The organism is Arthrobacter sp. 10N44_2 (assembly GCF_056394385.1).
Map to the genome: position 1 here is coordinate 62,392 of NZ_JBFTHT010000012.1, position 16,822 is coordinate 79,213.

At 68.0% G+C, this 16,822-nt stretch carries 18 protein-coding genes, 6 tRNA genes and 1 riboswitch; of the genes, 13 read left to right on the top strand and 11 right to left on the bottom strand.

All coding sequences use genetic code 11. From position 1 onward, the window contains the following. Positions 1-52: 52 nt before the first annotated feature. On the bottom strand, positions 53-565 hold the full coding sequence (gene msrB, locus AC1DBX_RS13705; RefSeq protein ID WP_476931989.1) for a peptide-methionine (R)-S-oxide reductase MsrB: 513 nt from the start codon (positions 563-565) through the stop codon (positions 53-55). A 14-nt stretch (positions 566-579) separates the two neighbouring features. Further along, entirely contained in the window at positions 580-1,068 is a 489-nt protein-coding gene (locus tag AC1DBX_RS13710) for a hypothetical protein (RefSeq protein WP_230007972.1), read from the bottom strand. A gap of 137 nt (positions 1,069-1,205) precedes the next feature. On the opposite strand from AC1DBX_RS13710, the gene AC1DBX_RS13715 reads away from it, so the two are divergent. Then, entirely contained in the window at positions 1,206-2,573 is a 1,368-nt protein-coding gene (locus AC1DBX_RS13715) for an alpha/beta hydrolase family protein (protein WP_476931990.1), read from the top strand. 110 nt (positions 2,574-2,683) lie between these two features. Here AC1DBX_RS13715 and ybaK read toward each other — a convergent pair whose 3' ends face one another. The 3 genes from ybaK to AC1DBX_RS13730 form a co-directional block, all read right to left on the bottom strand. Beyond that, complete coding sequence (gene ybaK / locus AC1DBX_RS13720) at positions 2,684-3,181, bottom strand: Cys-tRNA(Pro) deacylase (RefSeq protein ID WP_476851506.1); 498 nt, start codon at positions 3,179-3,181, stop codon at positions 2,684-2,686. A 27-nt stretch (positions 3,182-3,208) separates the two neighbouring features. Further along, entirely contained in the window at positions 3,209-3,682 is a 474-nt protein-coding gene (locus tag AC1DBX_RS13725; RefSeq protein WP_243179191.1) for a SufE family protein, read from the bottom strand. 70 nt (positions 3,683-3,752) lie between these two features. Further along, positions 3,753-4,670 carry a sulfurtransferase gene (locus AC1DBX_RS13730; RefSeq protein ID WP_476931991.1) on the bottom strand — a complete coding sequence of 306 codons (918 nt, stop codon included), beginning with the start codon at positions 4,668-4,670 and terminating at the stop codon, positions 3,753-3,755. A gap of 226 nt (positions 4,671-4,896) precedes the next feature. On the opposite strand from AC1DBX_RS13730, the gene zapE reads away from it, so the two are divergent. After that, complete coding sequence (gene zapE / locus AC1DBX_RS13735) at positions 4,897-5,934, top strand: cell division protein ZapE (RefSeq protein WP_476931992.1); 1,038 nt, start codon at positions 4,897-4,899, stop codon at positions 5,932-5,934. Positions 5,935-6,108: 174 nt separating this feature from the next. On the opposite strand, the gene AC1DBX_RS13740 is transcribed toward zapE, so the two are convergent. The 6 genes from AC1DBX_RS13740 to AC1DBX_RS13765 all read right to left on the bottom strand — a co-directional run bounded on the left by AC1DBX_RS13740 (position 6,109) and on the right by AC1DBX_RS13765 (position 7,098). Then, positions 6,109-6,378: an antitoxin gene (locus AC1DBX_RS13740; RefSeq protein ID WP_476931993.1), complete on the bottom strand. Its 270-nt coding sequence runs from the start codon at positions 6,376-6,378 to the stop codon at positions 6,109-6,111. Between the two features lie 174 nt (positions 6,379-6,552). Beyond that, positions 6,553-6,627, bottom strand: a tRNA-Val gene (locus AC1DBX_RS13745). Between the two features lie 38 nt (positions 6,628-6,665). Continuing rightward, positions 6,666-6,738: transfer RNA gene (locus AC1DBX_RS13750), tRNA-Gly, on the bottom strand. A 56-nt stretch (positions 6,739-6,794) separates the two neighbouring features. After that, positions 6,795-6,869 (bottom strand) — tRNA-Val (locus AC1DBX_RS13755). A gap of 39 nt (positions 6,870-6,908) precedes the next feature. Next, positions 6,909-6,979 (bottom strand) — tRNA-Cys (locus AC1DBX_RS13760). A 46-nt stretch (positions 6,980-7,025) separates the two neighbouring features. Beyond that, positions 7,026-7,098, bottom strand: a tRNA-Gly gene (locus AC1DBX_RS13765). 380 nt (positions 7,099-7,478) lie between these two features. Here AC1DBX_RS13765 and AC1DBX_RS13770 point away from each other — a divergent pair. The 11 genes from AC1DBX_RS13770 to ribA all read left to right on the top strand — a co-directional run bounded on the left by AC1DBX_RS13770 (position 7,479) and on the right by ribA (position 16,780). Then, positions 7,479-7,550: transfer RNA gene (locus AC1DBX_RS13770), tRNA-Val, on the top strand. A gap of 86 nt (positions 7,551-7,636) precedes the next feature. Then, positions 7,637-8,482 carry a cytochrome gene (locus AC1DBX_RS13775; protein ID WP_476931994.1) on the top strand — a complete coding sequence of 282 codons (846 nt, stop codon included), beginning with the start codon at positions 7,637-7,639 and terminating at the stop codon, positions 8,480-8,482. A gap of 121 nt (positions 8,483-8,603) precedes the next feature. Next, a complete protein-coding gene (gene def / locus AC1DBX_RS13780; RefSeq protein WP_230011447.1) occupies positions 8,604-9,176 on the top strand; it encodes a peptide deformylase in 573 nt (190 codons plus the stop codon). Further along, entirely contained in the window at positions 9,173-10,093 is a 921-nt protein-coding gene (fmt, locus tag AC1DBX_RS13785; RefSeq protein ID WP_476857165.1) for a methionyl-tRNA formyltransferase, read from the top strand. Before def ends, fmt begins: the two co-directional genes overlap by 4 nt. Beyond that, on the top strand, positions 10,090-11,688 hold the full coding sequence (locus AC1DBX_RS13790; protein WP_476860254.1) for an RsmB/NOP family class I SAM-dependent RNA methyltransferase: 1,599 nt from the start codon (positions 10,090-10,092) through the stop codon (positions 11,686-11,688). Before fmt ends, AC1DBX_RS13790 begins: the two co-directional genes overlap by 4 nt. A gap of 66 nt (positions 11,689-11,754) precedes the next feature. Further along, positions 11,755-12,411 carry a ribulose-phosphate 3-epimerase gene (gene rpe / locus AC1DBX_RS13795; protein WP_476857166.1) on the top strand — a complete coding sequence of 219 codons (657 nt, stop codon included), beginning with the start codon at positions 11,755-11,757 and terminating at the stop codon, positions 12,409-12,411. A 106-nt stretch (positions 12,412-12,517) separates the two neighbouring features. Further along, positions 12,518-12,668: riboswitch (FMN riboswitch) on the top strand. 94 nt (positions 12,669-12,762) lie between these two features. Beyond that, complete coding sequence (gene pnuC, locus AC1DBX_RS13800) at positions 12,763-13,461, top strand: nicotinamide riboside transporter PnuC (RefSeq protein ID WP_476857167.1); 699 nt, start codon at positions 12,763-12,765, stop codon at positions 13,459-13,461. A gap of 116 nt (positions 13,462-13,577) precedes the next feature. Then, complete coding sequence (ribD, locus tag AC1DBX_RS13805; RefSeq protein ID WP_476932019.1) at positions 13,578-14,675, top strand: bifunctional diaminohydroxyphosphoribosylaminopyrimidine deaminase/5-amino-6-(5-phosphoribosylamino)uracil reductase RibD; 1,098 nt, start codon at positions 13,578-13,580, stop codon at positions 14,673-14,675. Beyond that, positions 14,675-15,361 carry a riboflavin synthase gene (locus tag AC1DBX_RS13810; protein WP_230008401.1) on the top strand — a complete coding sequence of 229 codons (687 nt, stop codon included), beginning with the start codon at positions 14,675-14,677 and terminating at the stop codon, positions 15,359-15,361. Before ribD ends, AC1DBX_RS13810 begins: the two co-directional genes overlap by 1 nt. Then, entirely contained in the window at positions 15,358-16,071 is a 714-nt protein-coding gene (gene ribB / locus AC1DBX_RS13815) for a 3,4-dihydroxy-2-butanone-4-phosphate synthase (protein ID WP_230008400.1), read from the top strand. Before AC1DBX_RS13810 ends, ribB begins: the two co-directional genes overlap by 4 nt. Positions 16,072-16,117: 46 nt before the next feature. Continuing rightward, the gene (gene ribA, locus AC1DBX_RS13820; RefSeq protein WP_476886961.1) at positions 16,118-16,780 is read left to right on the top strand and encodes a GTP cyclohydrolase II; all 663 of its coding nucleotides are present in this window, start codon (positions 16,118-16,120) and stop codon (positions 16,778-16,780) included. Positions 16,781-16,822 lie beyond the last annotated feature (42 nt).

Below are 16,822 nucleotides of genomic sequence, written 5' to 3' on the forward strand. Positions count from 1 at the left end.
GGCAAGTGATTCTGAAAAGCCGTTCCAGCGGAAGGAGAGGCAGGGCTGCGGGCTACTGCCCGGCGTCGTCCGCGGGAACCAGCTTCAAGGAAACCGAGTTGATGCAGAAGCGCTGGTCCGTGGGGGTGCCGTAGCCCTCGCCGTCGAACACGTGCCCCAGGTGGGAATCACAGGTGCTGCAGCGGACTTCCACCCGGTCCATGCCCATGGTGCGGTCATGGATGTAGCGAACGGTGCCCTCGGCGAGGGGCGCCCAGAAGGACGGCCAGCCGCAGTGCGAGTCGAACTTTTCGTTGCTGGTGAAGAGTTCGGCGCCGCAGGCCCTGCATTTGTAGACACCGCGGGTGTGGGTGTCCCAGTATTCGCCGGTGTACGGCCGCTCGGTGCCTGCCTGGCGGAGCACGCGGTACTCCTCGGGCGTCAGTTCCTCGCGCCACTGGGCGTCCGTCTTTTCGACGGGCGTTCCGGTCGGAGCCTGGTCAAAGGCCGTGGCGGCGGGGTCGGCTGTGGGTTCGGTGGCGGGCACTGCCGAGGGCATGGATTTAGGCCTGTTAAAGATACTCATAGCCTCAATAACGCTCAGGAGTCCCCGATAAATCCCGAACCGGCGTACAGATGCAGGACGGGCAGCCCCAGCTTGTCCTGTGCCTTGGTGGCCCAGTCGGTGTGGAACGTGTCGGCCACGGCGTGCGGGCGGGTGATGACCACAGCCTGTCCGGCGCTGAGTTCCTTGACCTTGGCAACCAGGCCGTCAACGGCCTTGCCCTCGACGACTTCGCCCGAGACGCCGCCGCCCAGACCGGCCAGCGCGGCCAGCGAGGCGGCCAGGGTATCGGCTGCTTCGGCCCGCTCCTCGGCGGGATCCGAGTGTGCCGTCAGTTCACGGAAGGCCTTGGCGATTTCAAGCATGGAAAGGTTTTCCAGGAAATCCACCACCAGGTGTCGCTCGGTGTTGGCCGGCACCAGGATCAGCAGGGGCGCATCACCGCCGGCAATCAGGGTTTCAATATTGACGCGGTCATCCGCACCGAGGGGCTCTTCTGTCAAAATGACGATTGGATCACTCATGACCCCAGCCTAGTCGCGCTCGTGTTGACCTGCATCGTTGTGTCCCGCGGGACCCTGGCGTGTCTGTACCGGCCCGGCCGTGCGCCTGAAATCCCGCCAATGCCGTGGTTGGGCTGCGCTTCAGTAAGAATGGTGCCATGGCATCCTCCCTGCGCCTCCGCCCGGACCTCCGTCAGGCCGCTGCCCGGCGGGCCGCCGCCCGGCGGGCCTCTGCCCGCAGAACAGCACTCCCCGTCGCGCCGGCCCCCGGCGGCGTGACGTCCGGGAGCGCCAAGTGGGCGGTGGGGGGCATCATCGGCGGCAGCGCCGCTGCGGGCGTGCTCGCCGCCGGCTCCTCCGCCCTCGCCCTCTACTTCGCCCGCCGCGTCATCACCCCGGCCCGGTTCCGGGCAGAGGACCAGGAAGTGCTGGCCGTCATCCGCGAGGGACGGGCGCTGCGGGTCATTTTCGCCGCCACCCCGGACGCCACGGTGGACGGGGTGTACGGTTTCTTCTTCGACGGCGGCCGCGGGCATGCGCGGATCGGCCGGATCCTGTCCTACTCCCCGGCCGAACGCACCGTGCTGCGCGAGGTCGAGCACGTCTACAGCGGGGACATGGCCACCGCCCGGCGCGGCTGGTGGAGCGGCGCGGCCTATCCGGATCCGGCCGCCCTGGGGTTTCCGGTGGAGGACGTGCTGATCGACGTCGACGCCGGGACCGCGCCGGCCTGGCTTGTCCGCGCCGCGCCGGCCGTGGCGGAGGATGTGGCCCCCGACGTGTGGGCGATCATGGTGCACGGGCGCGGGGCCACCCGGCAGGAGGGGCTGCGGGCTGTCCGGACCGCCAGGGAACTGGGCATGTCCAGTCTTCTGATCTCCTACCGCAACGACGGCCTGGCCCCGTCAGCCAGCGACGGGCGGTACGGCTTGGGCTCCACCGAATGGCGCGACGTCGAGGCTGCCATCGGCTACGCCGTACAGCAGGGCGCCCGCGAGGTGGTTTTGTTCGGCTGGTCGATGGGCGGCGCGATATGCCTCCAGACCGCTGACCTTTCCCGGCACCGCCACTTGATCCGGGCCATGGTCCTGGACGCGCCGGTGATCAACTGGGTCAACGTGCTGGCCCACCACGCGGAGCTGAACCGGATTCCGTCGTCCGTGGGCCGCTACGGACAACTCATGCTCAGCCACCGCCTGGGCCGGCGGCTGACCGGGCTGGCCGCGCCGGTCGACCTCAAAGCGATGGACTGGGTCTCGCGGGCCGTGGAGCTGAGGACGCCGACCCTCATTGTGCACAGCGTGGACGACGAGTACGTACCGTACGGGCCCTCCGCGGCGCTGGCCGAGAAAAACCCCGAGATGGTCACCTTCGAGCCCTTCGACAAGGCCCTGCATACCAAGGAATGGAACGTGGACCCGGAGCGCTGGGAGCGGCAGGTCTCGGCCTGGCTCCGGCAGCAGCTGGCGCCCCGCGCCAACCCCGGCGACCAGGAGCCTCCGGCCGGCAATGCCGCATTCAATTGACAGTTCACTGACAGAGATCATTGACAGTTCATTGACGGTTCGCTGACAGATCACGGCAGTGTTGTGCGCGAAAATTGCCGTGACGTGCCGTCTCGACACCTGGGGCCGGGTCAGTCGCGCCGGGTCCCGATCCTGGCGGTGCGGGCAGCCGTGAGCCGAATGAGCTCGGCCGGATCCAGCTCGATGTCCAGGCCGCGCCGTCCACCCGAAACGAGGATGGTCTCCAGCGCCAGTGCGCTCTCATCCACCACCGTGGGGGAGGACTGGCGCTGGCCGAGCGGTGAGATGCCGCCGAGAACATATCCGGTCCGCCGCTGCGCCGCGGCCGGATCGGCCATCTCTGCTTTCTTGCCGCCCAAAGCCGCGGCCATCGCCTTGAGGTCCAGGCTGCCGCTGACCGGCACGACGCCGACGGCGAGCCGGCCGTCGACGTCGACCATCAGGGTCTTGAAGACCCGGTCAGGGTCGACGCCGAGCACTTCCGCCGCTTCCAGGCCATAACTGGCCGCCGCGGGGTCATGGGTGTAGGGGTGGGCCACAAAGGGAACCCCGGCGGCCGCGAGTGCCGCGGTGGCCGGAGTTCCCTGCGACGCGTGCTTGCGGGCCATGTTCTCTGGCTGTCCGGGCGCCGAAGGTCAGGACTGCGCCGACGGCTGGCGGTCTCCGGAGGCGACGACCTTGCGCTTGATCCGGCCCAGCATGGCCGTCATTCCGCGCATGCGCAGGGGAGTGATGGCGCGGGTCAGGCCCAACAGTTCGGGCATGTCGTCGGGGACGGCCAGGATTTCCGCGGCGCTGAGCCCGTCGAGTCCTTCGTGGAGCACTCCGGCGAAGCCGCGGGTGGTCGGGGCCTCCTTGGGTGCCTTGAAGTAGAGCCGGACGCGCTCAGGCGCGTCGCCGTCGGCCTGTTCCGTCTCGACGGTGAGGAACAGCGGCGTCTGGCACTCCACTACCTGCTCGAGCAGCTCCGGGTGATCCCGGAGCCGCTCCGGAAGTTCCGGAAGCCCCTGCGAGAACTCAAGGAGCAGCTGCAGCCGCTCTGCTTCGGTCAGGGCCTGGAAATCGTCGACAATGTCCGCCAGTGCGGCGGGGAGGGCTGAAGTATTCATCACTCCCAGCTTACGCAGGCGCGCCGATTGTGTCCCTGTCGGGACCGGTCCCGCTCCACGGTCACCGCGGCTAACGGCCGGCCGGAACCGCGCCGCGTTCGGCACCCTTGACGATCGGGACGCGCACAGCGTTGCCCCATTCGGTCCAGGAGCCGTCGTAGTTCCGCACGGTCTCAAAGCCCAACAGGTACTTCAGCGCAAACCAGGTGTGGCTGGACCGCTCGCCGATCCGGCAGTACGCAACGACGTCGTCGCCTTCGTTCAATCCGGCCTCGTCGAGGTAGAGGGCCTCGAGCTCGCCGCGGTTCCGGTACGTGCCGTCGCCGGCCGCCGCGCGGGCCCAGGGGATGGAGGCCGCCGTGGGGATGTGGCCGCCGCGCAGCGCGCCCTCTTCCGGGTAGGCGGGCATGTGGGTGCGCTGGCCGGTGTACTCCTCGGTCGAGCGGACGTCGATCAGCGGCTTGCCGAAGTGCGCCAGGACGTCATCCTTGAAGGCGCGGATCGGGGCGTCGTCCCGCTCCACGACGGGGTAGTCGGCGGGGGTGGCGACGGTCGTGACGGTGGAGAGCGCCCGGTCTTCCGCGATCCACTTGTCCCGGCCGCCGTCCAGGAGCCGGACGTCCTCGTGGCCGAAGAGCGTGAACACCCACAGGGCGTATGCGGCCCACCAGTTCGACTTGTCGCCGTAAATGACCACCGTGCTGTCCCGGGAAATGCCTTTGGACGCGGCCAGCGCGGCGAAGGCTTCACCGTCGACGTAGTCGCGGGTCACCTCGTCGTTCAGGTCCGTGTGCCAGTCGATTTTCACGGCTCCCGGGATGTGCCCGGTCTCGTACAGCAGGACGTCTTCGTCGGATTCGACCACCACGAGATTGCCGCCGTCGAGGGCACCGTCCTCGATCGCCGTGGCCAGCCATTCCGTGGACACCAGGCGGTCAGGGTGGGCGTAGGCGGCGAATTTCTCGTTCTGCTCAACGGGGTAGGTCATTGCGATGGCCTTTCACTTGAACGGTCAGGAGGCCGGGCGCGGAAAGCGTGCGCCGCGCCGGGCCTGTTACAACACTAGTCACGGGCCGGTGGGAATGCTCCACCGGGTTCACACGGGGAAATGTGGTCTTCCTCACGCCGGCCGCGGGTCCACAGTCGCGCACGCGGGCCGGCCAGGCTTTGCCGGTATTCTTGCTGGGGACAAGAGACCAGCAGAACGGACCACCTTGGTACAGATCGAACAGCTCGCCGCCCGCACACCGGCAGTTTCCGTGGATGAACTCCTCAATGGGTTCTATCCGTCGCCGCGGTTCGGTGAGGTGTCGTTTTCCAGCTACCGGCCCGATCCCGCCCAGCCCAGCCAGGCCCAGGCGGTCCATGCCCTGCAGCATTTTGCGGCGGGCGTGGGCGCACGCGACGGCGACGGGCTGTTCAAGCGGCTCTTCGGCAAGAAGGAAACTTCCCGGGCCGGAATCTACCTCGACGGCGGATTCGGTGTGGGCAAGACCCACCTGCTGGCATCGCTGTGGCACGCCGCCCCCGGGCCCAAGGCCTTCGGCACGTTCGTCGAATACACCAACCTCGTCGGTGCGCTGTCCTTCCGCAAGACCGTTGAGGCCCTGAGCCACTACAAGCTGGTCTGCATCGATGAATTTGAGCTCGATGATCCGGGCGACACTGTGCTCATGTCCCGGCTCATGCGCGAACTCGCCGACGCCGGCGTGAAGCTTGCCGCCACATCGAACACGCTGCCGGGGTCCCTCGGGGACGGGCGCTTCGCCGCCGTCGACTTCGCCCGTGAAATCCAGGTGCTGGCGGACCAGTTCGACGTCGTGCGGATCGACGGCGAGGACTTCCGCCACCGTGGCCTGCCGGCCGCGCCGTCGCCGCTGCGCAATGATGACCTGACCCACCACATGCATGCCGAGTTCGACGGCAAGACCGTGGCCCGCGATGAGTTCAGCACCTTGATCAACCACCTGGCCGGCGTGCACCCGAGCCGTTACCGCCAGCTGCTGGAGGGGATCGAGGGCGTGGTCTGGAAGAACGTGCACACGATTACCGAGCAGGCCGTTGCGCTGCGCTTCGTGGTGCTGGCTGACCGGCTGTACGACAAGGACGTGCCCATCCTTGCCAGCGGTGTGCCGTTCGACCAGCTCTTCACCGAGGAAATGATGACCGGCGGGTACATGAAGAAGTACTTCCGCGCCGTCTCCAGGCTGACCGCGCTGGCCCGCGAGGGCCAAAACCACGAACCGTCCTAGCCGCCAGCCCCTCCAAGTACAACGCCAAATCCAACGCGGGGTCAGTTACGGCCCATCCGGATGCACCGGATGGGCCGTAACTGACCCCGCGTTGCCCGGTTGGAGTCGCCCTTAAATGCCGGAGGTGCCGACGCCGCCTCTCGGCGGGACCGGCACCTCGCTGACGGATCTGGGTCAGAGGCCTGGCTGGCGGGGTTCCCCGGCTACGTGGGGCTCACCGGCTGCGGGAGTCTGATCGGCGACCGGGGCCGAATTCGGCCGGTCGTTCGCCTTGTCCACGAAGTCGGAAGCGCCACGCTGCACGGCATCGATCGTGCCGGCGTGCTTTCCGCCGGTCTTGGAGTCGACGAAGTCGCCTGCCTTTTCGATGCCGTCCTTGATGGCTTCTTCGTTGCCACCAATAACTTGCTGAGCCTTGCCCTTTAGATCGTCAAGTAAACCCACGGGCACCTCCCTTCGGTCGCGGAGCCAGATCGCTCCTTGCGTTTTCTACCCTAGCGGGAGGTGGCGGGGGTGCCAAGGGTGTCCGCCCAGAGGATAAAAGATGGAAGGCCAGGTGCACAGGGTAGAAGGGCCCGGAGTGCACAAAAAAGAGCAGCTCCGGGGGAGCTGCTCTTGTGGTGGGCGATACTGGGATCGAACCAGTGACCTCTTCCGTGTCAGGGAAGCGCGCTACCGCTGCGCCAATCGCCCGCAACCGGAAGGATCCGGAGTGGAGTTGTAATGAAGAGAGCGGACGACGAGATTCGAACTCGCGACATCCACCTTGGCAAGGTGGTGCTCTACCAGCTGAGCTACGTCCGCATTTTAGTCCATGCCGGCTGGGCCGGTGGTACTGCATCAAGCAAGTTGCCTTGCTCTGGTGGGCGATACTGGGATCGAACCAGTGACCTCTTCCGTGTCAGGGAAGCGCGCTACCGCTGCGCCAATCGCCCCTTGCATCCGATCGAAACCGGAAACCAGGGTTTTCACCGAGGTGGGTACGGGATTCGAACCCGTGTATACGGCTTTGCAGGCCGCTGCCTCGCCTCTCGGCCAACCCACCGTGTAGACAGGATTCCGAAGAACCTTTGCCGTGACAGTGTCCTGCGAGCGGACGACGAGATTCGAACTCGCGACATCCACCTTGGCAAGGTGGTGCTCTACCAGCTGAGCTACGTCCGCATTGTTGGTGTGCATTTCCTTGCCGCATTCGGCATTTCCTCGCGTTCCAACGAGTAAGAACTCTATAGGAGGTTCTGGGAATCTACAAATCGAGACCCATTGGCCCGGGTTCCATGGCCCTACTTCCCCGAGTTCTAGGGGATTTTGCTAATTACAGCGCTGTAATTAGCGTCATTGTTCAGCCGTGGCCCTAAGTGGCGCCGGGACTACTGAGCGGGCCTTCTGAGGGGGACGACTGGAACGGCCGGTGGAGGGCTGGTGGAACTGCCCGTGCACGGGGCCTGTTGCGCGGGAGTATTGGGCCGCATTCCCGCCGCGGCCAGGTTCCCCCGGGCCGATTTCTAAAATCCGCCCGGGTGGGCTAGCATTCAATGTCGTTAGGGCGATTGGCGCAGTGGTAGCGCGCTTCGTTCACACCGAAGAGGTCACTGGTTCGAACCCAGTATCGCCCACTAACGAAATGGTCTGTTCCGCTGACTCAGCGGGGCGGGCCATTTTGCTTTTCATCGTTGTCTGACCCCCGTGAAAGAGTCTTCATATGACCGCTCCACTCCTCGCCCACGCCACGGACCATGGCCGCATGTACGCCCGCTCCACGTCGGCTCAGTTCTCTGTCCCTTCCATCACCACGGTGATCGGCCAGCAGCCACACGGCCTGGACGGCTGGTTCGGGTACATGGGCGCCAACAGTCTGGCCCAGGATCCCGAGCTCCCCGGCATCCTGGGGAGCCCGGCCAAACTGCGGCAGGCGGTCAGCCGGGCCGCCAAGGCGGCGGAGTCGTACCGGGACGATGCCGCCAAACGCGGCGACCGGGTCCACAACTATTGCGAGCAGGTTGCGCTGCGTGCGCTCGGCCGGCCGCACCAGATGAAGGAAACACGGGAGGCGCTGGCCGCCAACGGCGAGGAAGCCTTCGCGGCACGCTTCGACGAATGGTGGGAGCTCTTCCAGGTTGAGCCCATCGCCCCGGAAATTACGGTGTGGAACAAGACGGTCGGCTATGCCGGCACCCTGGACCTCGTCGCACGGATCAACGGCCGGACCTGTCTTATCGACTACAAGACCAAGGGCACCAGCCGGGACGGCACCGTCCAACCGCTTGATGACAAGGTGGTCATGCAGCTCGTGGCGGGCATGAAGGCGGAGGAAAGCCTCGTGGATCCCGTCGCGGGGGAGTGGGAGGCCTGGCAGCACGGCGAGTCCCCGATCCTCCTGGCCGTGGCGGTCGGCGAGACCGAGGTCCGTCCGCAGCGGGCCAACCCCGAGGTCCTGAAGCATCACTGGTGGAAATTCTGTGCGCTGCGCCGCGTGTGGGAGATGTCCGCCGACACGGCAACCGCCGGAGCAGCACTGCTCCCGCTGGCGCCGCCCGTGAAGCGCTGACAAGTAGCGCCGACCGGAAGCACCGACAAGAAGCACCGACCAGACGCGCCGAACAGAAGCCGGGCAGCTGCAACTAAACTGGACTGGACCCCTAGCCGCCCACCGTGAGGACAGACTGCACATGGCCATTTTGAATATCCGCATCATCGGAGATCCTGTGCTGCGCACAGTCGCCGATCCCGTGACGGAATTCGGGCCTGAACTGGCAAAGCTCGTCGCCGACATGACCGAAACCATGGAGGATGTCGAGGGCGCCGGCCTGGCCGCGCCCCAGGTCGGTGTGAGCCTGCGCGTCTTCACCTACCGGATCGGCGGCGTCGAGGGTCACATCGTCAACCCCGTGCTGGAAAACAGCGAGGACTTCCAGCCGGACCAGGTCGAGGGATGCCTGTCCATCCCGGGCCTGGGCTTCCCCGTCCGCCGGTACCGCCAAACCCGGGTGACCGGCGTGGACCTGCACGGCAACCCCGTCACCGTGGAGGGCGAAGACATGCTGGCGCGCTGCTTCCAGCACGAGACCGACCACCTGGACGGCATTCTCTATACCGACCGGCTCGAGGGCGAAGACCGAAAGGCCGCCCTGCGCGCCATCCGCAATGCCAACTACGACGCCATCACGGAACAGACAACCACCAAGCGCGCGAAGAGCGTCGGGACGAGCTTTGGCGGGTCCAGCTTCGGAATCACCCCGTGAGGGTTCTCTTCGCCGGGACCCCCGCTGTCGCCGTGCCGTCGCTCGACGCCCTTGTTGCCGCCGGGTTCGACGTCGTCGCTGTCCTCACCCGCCCGGACGCACCGCTGGGACGCAAACGCGTCCTGACGCCGTCGCCCGTGGCCGCCAGGGCCGCCGAGCTCGGCATTGAGATCATCCACGCCGCCAAAGTCGATGCCGGGGTCACCGCCCGCATTGCCGCCGCAGCACCGGACGTCGCGGCGATCGTGGCCTATGGCGGGCTGATTCCCCCTGCGGCTCTCGCTGTCCCCCGCCACGGCTGGGTGAACCTGCACTTCTCCCTGCTGCCGGCCTGGCGCGGCGCAGCTCCCGTGCAGCGCGCCGTCATCGCCGGCGACGACGTCACGGGTGCCGTCACCTTCCGCCTGGAGGAGGGGCTGGACACCGGTCCGGTCTTCGGGACCCTCACCGAGACCGTGCACCCCGCCGATACCGCCGGGGCCCTGCTCGAACGCCTCTCCCACAGCGGCGCGGTTCTGCTGGCCCAAACGCTGTCCGCCATCGACGCCGGCAAGGCCGTCGCGCTCCCGCAGCAGGGCGACGTCAGCCTGGCACCGAAACTCAGTCTCGAAGACGGCCGGCTCGACTGGCAGCAGCCCGCCCTGGCGATCGGCCGCCGTGCCCGCGGCGTCACGCCGGAGCCGGGCGCCTGGACCCTGCTGGAGGGCCAGCGGATCAAACTGGAGCCAGTGCTGCCGGCAGCGGACTCGGCGGCGCTTCGGCCCGGACAGCTGGCATTGGACGGGAAACGGGTTCTCGTCGGTACGGGATCGCACCCGGTGGAATTGACGCGGGTGCAACCCGCGGGCAAGAAAATGATGGCCGCCGCTGATTGGGCGCGTGGGCAGGCAACACTTGAAAGCGTGGTATTCGAATGAGCGGTTCCGGGACCAACGGCAACAGCCGAGGCAGTGGCCAGGGCGCCGGGGGCGGCAGCAGGCGGAACGCCCAGGGCCGGGAACGCAACCGCGGCCCGCAGCGCGGCTTCACCGAGAGCGCCCCGTCCCAGCGGACCCGCCGCGCCGATCCGGCCCGGCTGGTTGCCTTTGAAGTGCTCCGCGCGGTGGCCGCCGAGGACGCCTACGCGAACCTGGTGCTCCCGGCCCGGATCCGGCACCACGGGCTGGACAAGCGCGACGCCGGTTTCGCCACCGAGCTCAGCTATGGCGCCCTCCGCGGCCAGGGCACGTACGACGCCATCCTGGCCCGGTGCGTGGACCGTCCGCTGGAGGAGCTGGATCCCGCGATCCTGGATGCCCTGCGGATCGGGGTGCACCAGCTGCTCGCCATGCGCGTGCCCGCTCACGCCGCCCTGGACCAGACGGTGGGGCTGGCTCGCGCCGTGATCGGGGCCGGGCCCTCGGCACTGATCAACGCCGTCCTGCGCAAAGTCTCCGCCCGCACCCTCGACGAGTGGCTCGACCTGCTGCTGAGCACCGAGACGGATGCCACCAAGATCGCGTCCATCCGCTACGCCCACCCGGAGTGGATCGTCCGCGCGCTCCGCCAGTCGCTCGTGGCCCACGGCCGGGCGGTTTCTGAGATTGACGCGCTCCTCGAAGCCGACAATGCCGCGCCCGTGGTGAACCTTGTGGCGCTGCCCGGCGTCGGCAGCCTCGACGAGGCCCTGGAAGGCGGGGCCACCCCGGGCGAGCTCGTCGAGGGATCCGCGCTTTCCAGCGGCGGGGACCTCGGCCGCCTCGCCTCGGTCCGTGACGGAAGCACCCGTGTCCAGGACGTCGGTTCGCAGCTCGTGGCCCGCGCCATGGCCGCCGTCGATCTCGGCACAACCCCCGGCGCCGGGCCCGGCAACAACAGCGCAGACCCCGGCACAAATTCTGGCGGCGAAGCGGGGACGGACGGCGGGGGCGCGGGGGAGCGCTGGCTGGATCTCTGTGCCGGTCCCGGCGGCAAAGCCGCCCTGCTCGGAGCCCTCGCCCGGCAGCGGGGCGCCCACCTGCTGGCCAACGAATCCGCCCCGCACCGTGCCAAACTCGTGCGGCAGGCCCTGTCCGCGGTCCCGCGGGAGGCTTGGGAGGTCAGGACCGGGGACGGCCGCGACATTGGCGCCGAGCAGCCGGAGTCGTTCGACCGCGTCCTGGTGGATGTCCCGTGCACCGGCCTGGGCGCCCTGCGCCGGCGTCCGGAGTCGCGCTGGCGGCGCACGCCCAAGGACCTCGTGGACCTTGGCCCGCTGCAGCGCCAGCTGCTCAACTCCGCGATCGACGCCGTCAAGCCCGGCGGCGTGGTGGCGTACGTGACGTGTTCGCCGCACCCGGCAGAGACCACCGCCGTCGTGAGTGATGCCCTGCGCAAGCGCGAGGACCTCGAGCTCCTCGACGCAGGCGCCGTGCTGGACGGCGTCAGCCTCACGGGCCACCTCGAGGCCGGGCACGAGCTCACCGCCCAGCTCTGGCCGCACGTGCACCAGACGGACGCCATGTTCCTGGCGCTGATTCGCAAGTTGGCCTGAGTTTCGCTGATACTGGGGCACTGCCACCAAAAACGAACCAGCAAAGTACGAACGAGAAGGAAATCCATGGCCCAGTGCTGCATCAACCCGAGCATCCTTTCGGCTGACTTCGTCAACCTTGAGGCCGAACTGCGCCGTATCAGCAATGCCGATGCCGTGCATGTGGACGTCATGGACAATCATTTCGTGCCCAACCTGACCATTGGGCTGCCCGTGGTGCAGCGCATCCAGGCCGTCAGCCCGGTGCCGCTGGACGCCCACCTGATGATCGCCGACGCGGACCGCTGGGCGCCGGGCTTCGCCGACGCCGGGGTGGCCTCGGTGACGTTCCACGCCGAAGCCTCGATCGCGCCGATCAAACTCGCGCGGGAACTGCGCGCCCGTGGGTCCAAAGCCGGCATGGCGCTGCGTCCGGGCACTCCCGTGGAGCCTTATCTGGACATGCTCCCGGAACTGGACCTGCTGTTGATCATGACGGTGGAGCCAGGCTTCGGCGGGCAGGCTTTCCTGGACCTGACGCTGCCCAAGATCCGGCGGGCCCGTGCTGCGATTGACGGCTCCGGCGTCGCGGTGGCACTGCAGGTGGATGGCGGCATCACCGAGGAGACGATCGTGCGCGCGGCAGAGGCGGGGGCGAACGTCTTTGTTGCGGGGTCAGCCGTCTACGGCGCCGCGGATCCGGCGGAGGCTGTCGAAAGGCTCCGGGCGGCGGGGTCCCGCTGACGCGCGGTCCCGGCAGGGAACTGCTGCGAAGATGACGCCGGGCGTAACATCGGCATCCGGGGAATAGCCCGGGCAGGGCCGCAGTTGTGTCAGAATAACAACACACATACGTGCTCCGGGGTCGGTGAAAGTCCGAACCGGCGGTGACAGTCCGCGACCCGCGCGCCAGCGCCCTCTCTCGGGAGGAAGCCGGCAGACGGTTGAACCGGTGAAATTCCGGTACCGACAGTTAAAGTCTGGATGAGAGAAGCACGTACAGCTGTTACTGCGGCGCCCCAACGGCGCCGCATAATTGCGCTGTCGTATACCCCCGGAGCCATCGCGGTTCTTGAGGGAAGGAACGACACACACATGGACCCCTTGCGATGGCTCTTCGAAGCGCAGATCCCCGTAGGCGGATCTGTCCTGATTCTTCGTGAAGTGCTAGGCAACATCTTTGGCCTCGCCAGCGCCGTCGGCGGCATGCGCCGCCGGGTCTGGGCATGGCCCGTCGGCATCGCCGGCAACTTGCTGCTCCTGACGGTCTTCCTGGGCAACGTCTTCGGTTCCGCCACGCCGGCCACGCTGTGGGGCCAGGCCGGACGCCAGGTCATGTTCATCGGCGTCGCCCTCTACGGCTGGTACCGCTGGCAGCAGGGCAGGAAGTCCGGCAGCGGCGGGACTGCCGTCGCGCCGCGCTGGGCCGGCAACCAGACCCGGGTGATTCTGGCCCTCAGCCTCGTGGCCGGCACCATGGCGCTTACCCCCGTCTTCGACTCCCTCGGCTCCTACCCGCCGGTCTGGGCCGACGCGTGGACGTTCATGGGCTCGCTGCTGGCGACCTACGGCATGGCGCGGGGCTGGACGGAGTTCTGGCTCATCTGGGTGGCGGTGGACATCGTCGGTGTGCCACTGCTGTTCAGCGCCGGCTACTACGCCAGCGCCGTCATGTACCTCTTCTACGGCTTCTTCACCCTGGCCGGGTTCTTTGTCTGGTGGCGTGCCTCCAGGCTGGCGAACCGGCCTGTCACGGTCGAAACCGCCTTCCCCGACCCTGTGGTGGCCAAGTGAGTGCCCTCAACACCGCCGGCGTGAGCGCCGGATTCAGCGCCGCGCCGTCCGGCGCTGCCCCGTCCGGCGCTGCCCCGTCCGGCGCTGCCGCGTTCAACGCTGCCGAGAATGCTGCGATGCAGGCTGCCCTGGCCGCCGCGGCGCAGGGCCCGCGGGGCGCCAACCCGCTCGTCGGCGCCGTCGTCGTCGGGGCCGACGGAACGCACCTCGCCACCGGTTACCACCGCGGAGCCGGGACTGCCCACGCCGAAGCTGACGCCATCGGCCAGGCGAAGGCGTCGGGCCGGGACCTCCGTGGCGCGGCAATCGTGGTGACACTGGAGCCCTGCAACCACTGTGGGCGCACCGGCCCGTGCGCGCAGGCGATCATCGACGCCGGCATCACCGACGTCATCTACGCCGTCGACGATCCCCACGACCCGGCCGCCGGCGGCGCCGTGACGCTCCGGGCCGCGGGCGTCCGCGTCCGCTCCGGGCTGGCCGCCGAGGCGGCGCTGGACCTGAACCGGCGCTGGTTCGACGCCGTCGCCGCCAAACGGCCGTTCGTCACCCTGCATATCGCCCAGACCCTCGACAGCCGCATCGCCGCCAGCGACGGCACCAGCCAGTGGATATCCAGCCCGGAATCGCTCGCCGACAACCACGCCCTGCGCGGCCGGATAGACGCCATCCTGGTGGGCACCCAGACGGTGCTGATCGACAACCCCCGGCTCACCGCCCGGAACGGCGACGGCGAAGCAGAGGGCAAACAGCCGCTCCGCGCCGTGATGGGGTACCGGGGCATTCCCGACGACGCCGCCATCCACGGAGCCGACGGCAACGTCCTGCACCTGGCCACCCGCGACCCGCGCGAGGCCCTGGACCAGCTGTTCGCATACGGCGTCCGGCACCTCATGGTGGAGGGCGGCTCCCGGATACTGAGCGCGTTCCTGGCCGCCGGCCTGGTCGACGAACTCATCGTCTACCTGGCGCCCACACTGCTTGGCTCCGGCACCGCCGCCCTGGACGACCTCGGCATCACGACCCTGGCCGATGCCCAGCGCTGGGAATGGGACCCGGCATCCGGCGGCGCCGTCCAGGTCCTCGGCCGCGACCTCCGGCTCCATCTTCGCCCGGCCGCCCCGGCCGATGAGGCTGACCCGGCCGCCAGCCCTACTTCATCCGATACCACCCCGCACCGCACCGGCGCGGACACCGCCGCAGGAGGCAATTGATGTTTACCGGAATTATCGCCGAGCAGGGAAAGGTGCTGTCCATTGAGCGCAACGGGGACAGCAGCGCCACCGTACGGCTCCACGCACCCGGCACCACGGACGGTCTCGCCCTGGGCGGTTCCATAGCGGTCAACGGCGTCTGCCTCACCGCCACGCAGATCGACGGCAGAGACTTCAGCGTTGACGTTATGGGCGAGACCTTGGTCCGCAGCACGATCGGAGAACTCACTGCGGGCGATCCCGTCAACCTGGAACGCTGCGTCCCCGCCGGGGGACGGTTGGACGGCCACGTGGTCCAGGGCCACGTCGACGGCGTCGGCCAGCTCGTGGAGCGCGAGGGGCTTGGCAACTGGGACCGGCTGCGGTTCGCGGTGCCGGCCGGGCTGGCCCGGTACATCGCCGAAAAGGGATCCATCGCCGTCGACGGCGTCTCCCTCACCGTCACGGCAGTCAGCCCGGCCAACGATCCGGCGCCCTGGTTTGAAGTAGGGCTCATCCCGACCACCCTGGCCGAGACCGGCCTGGGCCAGAAGACACCCGGCGGCCATGTAAACCTCGAAGTCGACGTCCTGGCGAAGTACACCGAACGCCTGCTGTCCTTTGCCGGCGGTTCGTCGCCCGCCGCGCACAGGGCAGCCGAAGGTTCCGCCGGAGAAGCCGCCCTCACGGACGGGGCCGCGAAATGAGCCGGGTCACGGACCAGCCCGGCCATGATGTGGCCGGGGTGCTCCGTACCGCCGCTGCCGGCACCGGGCGTGCAGGCCTCGATCCGATCGAGGACGCCATCAGCGCCATGGCAGCCGGGCGGCCCGTCCTGGTGGTGGACAACGAGGACCGCGAGAACGAAGGCGACATCATTTTCGCCGCCGAGCACGCCACCCCCGCGCTGATGGGCTGGACAGTCCGCTACAGCTCCGGCGTGATCTGCGTACCGCTCGACGCCGACAGGGCCGACGCCCTGGCGCTGCCGCCAATGGTGGCAATCAACGAAGACGCGAAGGGCACCGCCTACACCGTGTCCTGCGACGCCGCCGTGGGTGTCAGCACCGGAATTTCCGCCACGGACCGCGCCCTGACGGCCCGGATCCTGGCCGACCCGCAAAGCCGGCCAAATTCCTTGACCCGTCCCGGGCATGTTTTTCCCCTCCGCGCCGTTAAGGGGGGAGTGCGGGAACGTCCCGGCCACACCGAAGCGGCCGTGGACCTGTGCCGGCTCGCGGGCCTGGAGCCCGTGGGCGTGATAGCAGAGCTGGTGTACGACAACGGAGAAATGATGCGGCTGGACGGATTGCGCGGCTTCGCCATCGAGCATGGCTGCCCCCTGATTTCGATTGCGGATCTGGTGGCGTATCTTGAAGCGGAACAGCACGGCAGCCACGCAGCGGACCCTGTCTGATGGAGGAGAAACAGTGACGACTTCGGAGACCCGAGAAGAGACGGCCATGGCCCGTCAACCGCATCCGGTCAGCGCGGGACCCATCGTCCAGCTGCCCACCGCCTTCGGCGACTTCGTGGCACAGGCCTGGACCGATCTCGCCACCGGCGCGGAGCACCTGGCCGTCAGTTCACCAATGGCGCCGGTTGACGGCCAGCCACCGCTGGTCCGCCTCCATTCGGAGTGCCTGACCGGCGATGTGTTTGGCTCCTACCGCTGCGACTGCGGCGAGCAGCTGGCCTATGCGCTCGAGCTGATCAACGAACTCGGCGGCACCCTGCTGTACCTGCGCGGCCAGGAGGGCCGGGGGATCGGCCTGGCGAACAAGATGAAGGCCTACGCCCTGCAGGAGGCCGGTTTTGACACCGTGGAGGCCAACGAACAGCTCGGGCTGCCGGTCGACGCGCGCTGCTACAAGGCCGCGGCCCAGATCCTCGCGGAGATGGGGCTTCACGAGATCCGGCTGCTGAGCAACAACCCGGACAAGCAGGACCGGCTCGCGCAGGCAGGCGTCAAGGTGGTGGAGATGGTCCCTACGGAGGTCCCCTCCCGGGAGCAGAACATCCGCTACCTGCAGACGAAGAAGGACCGGATGGACCACCGCCTGGTCCTGGACGGTGAACCGGCTCCGGCCGCCGGCCTGTCCGGATTCGAGCACGACCAGGACTGACCGGGCAGCAACACGACCACCAGACTCAACAGCAAGGATTAC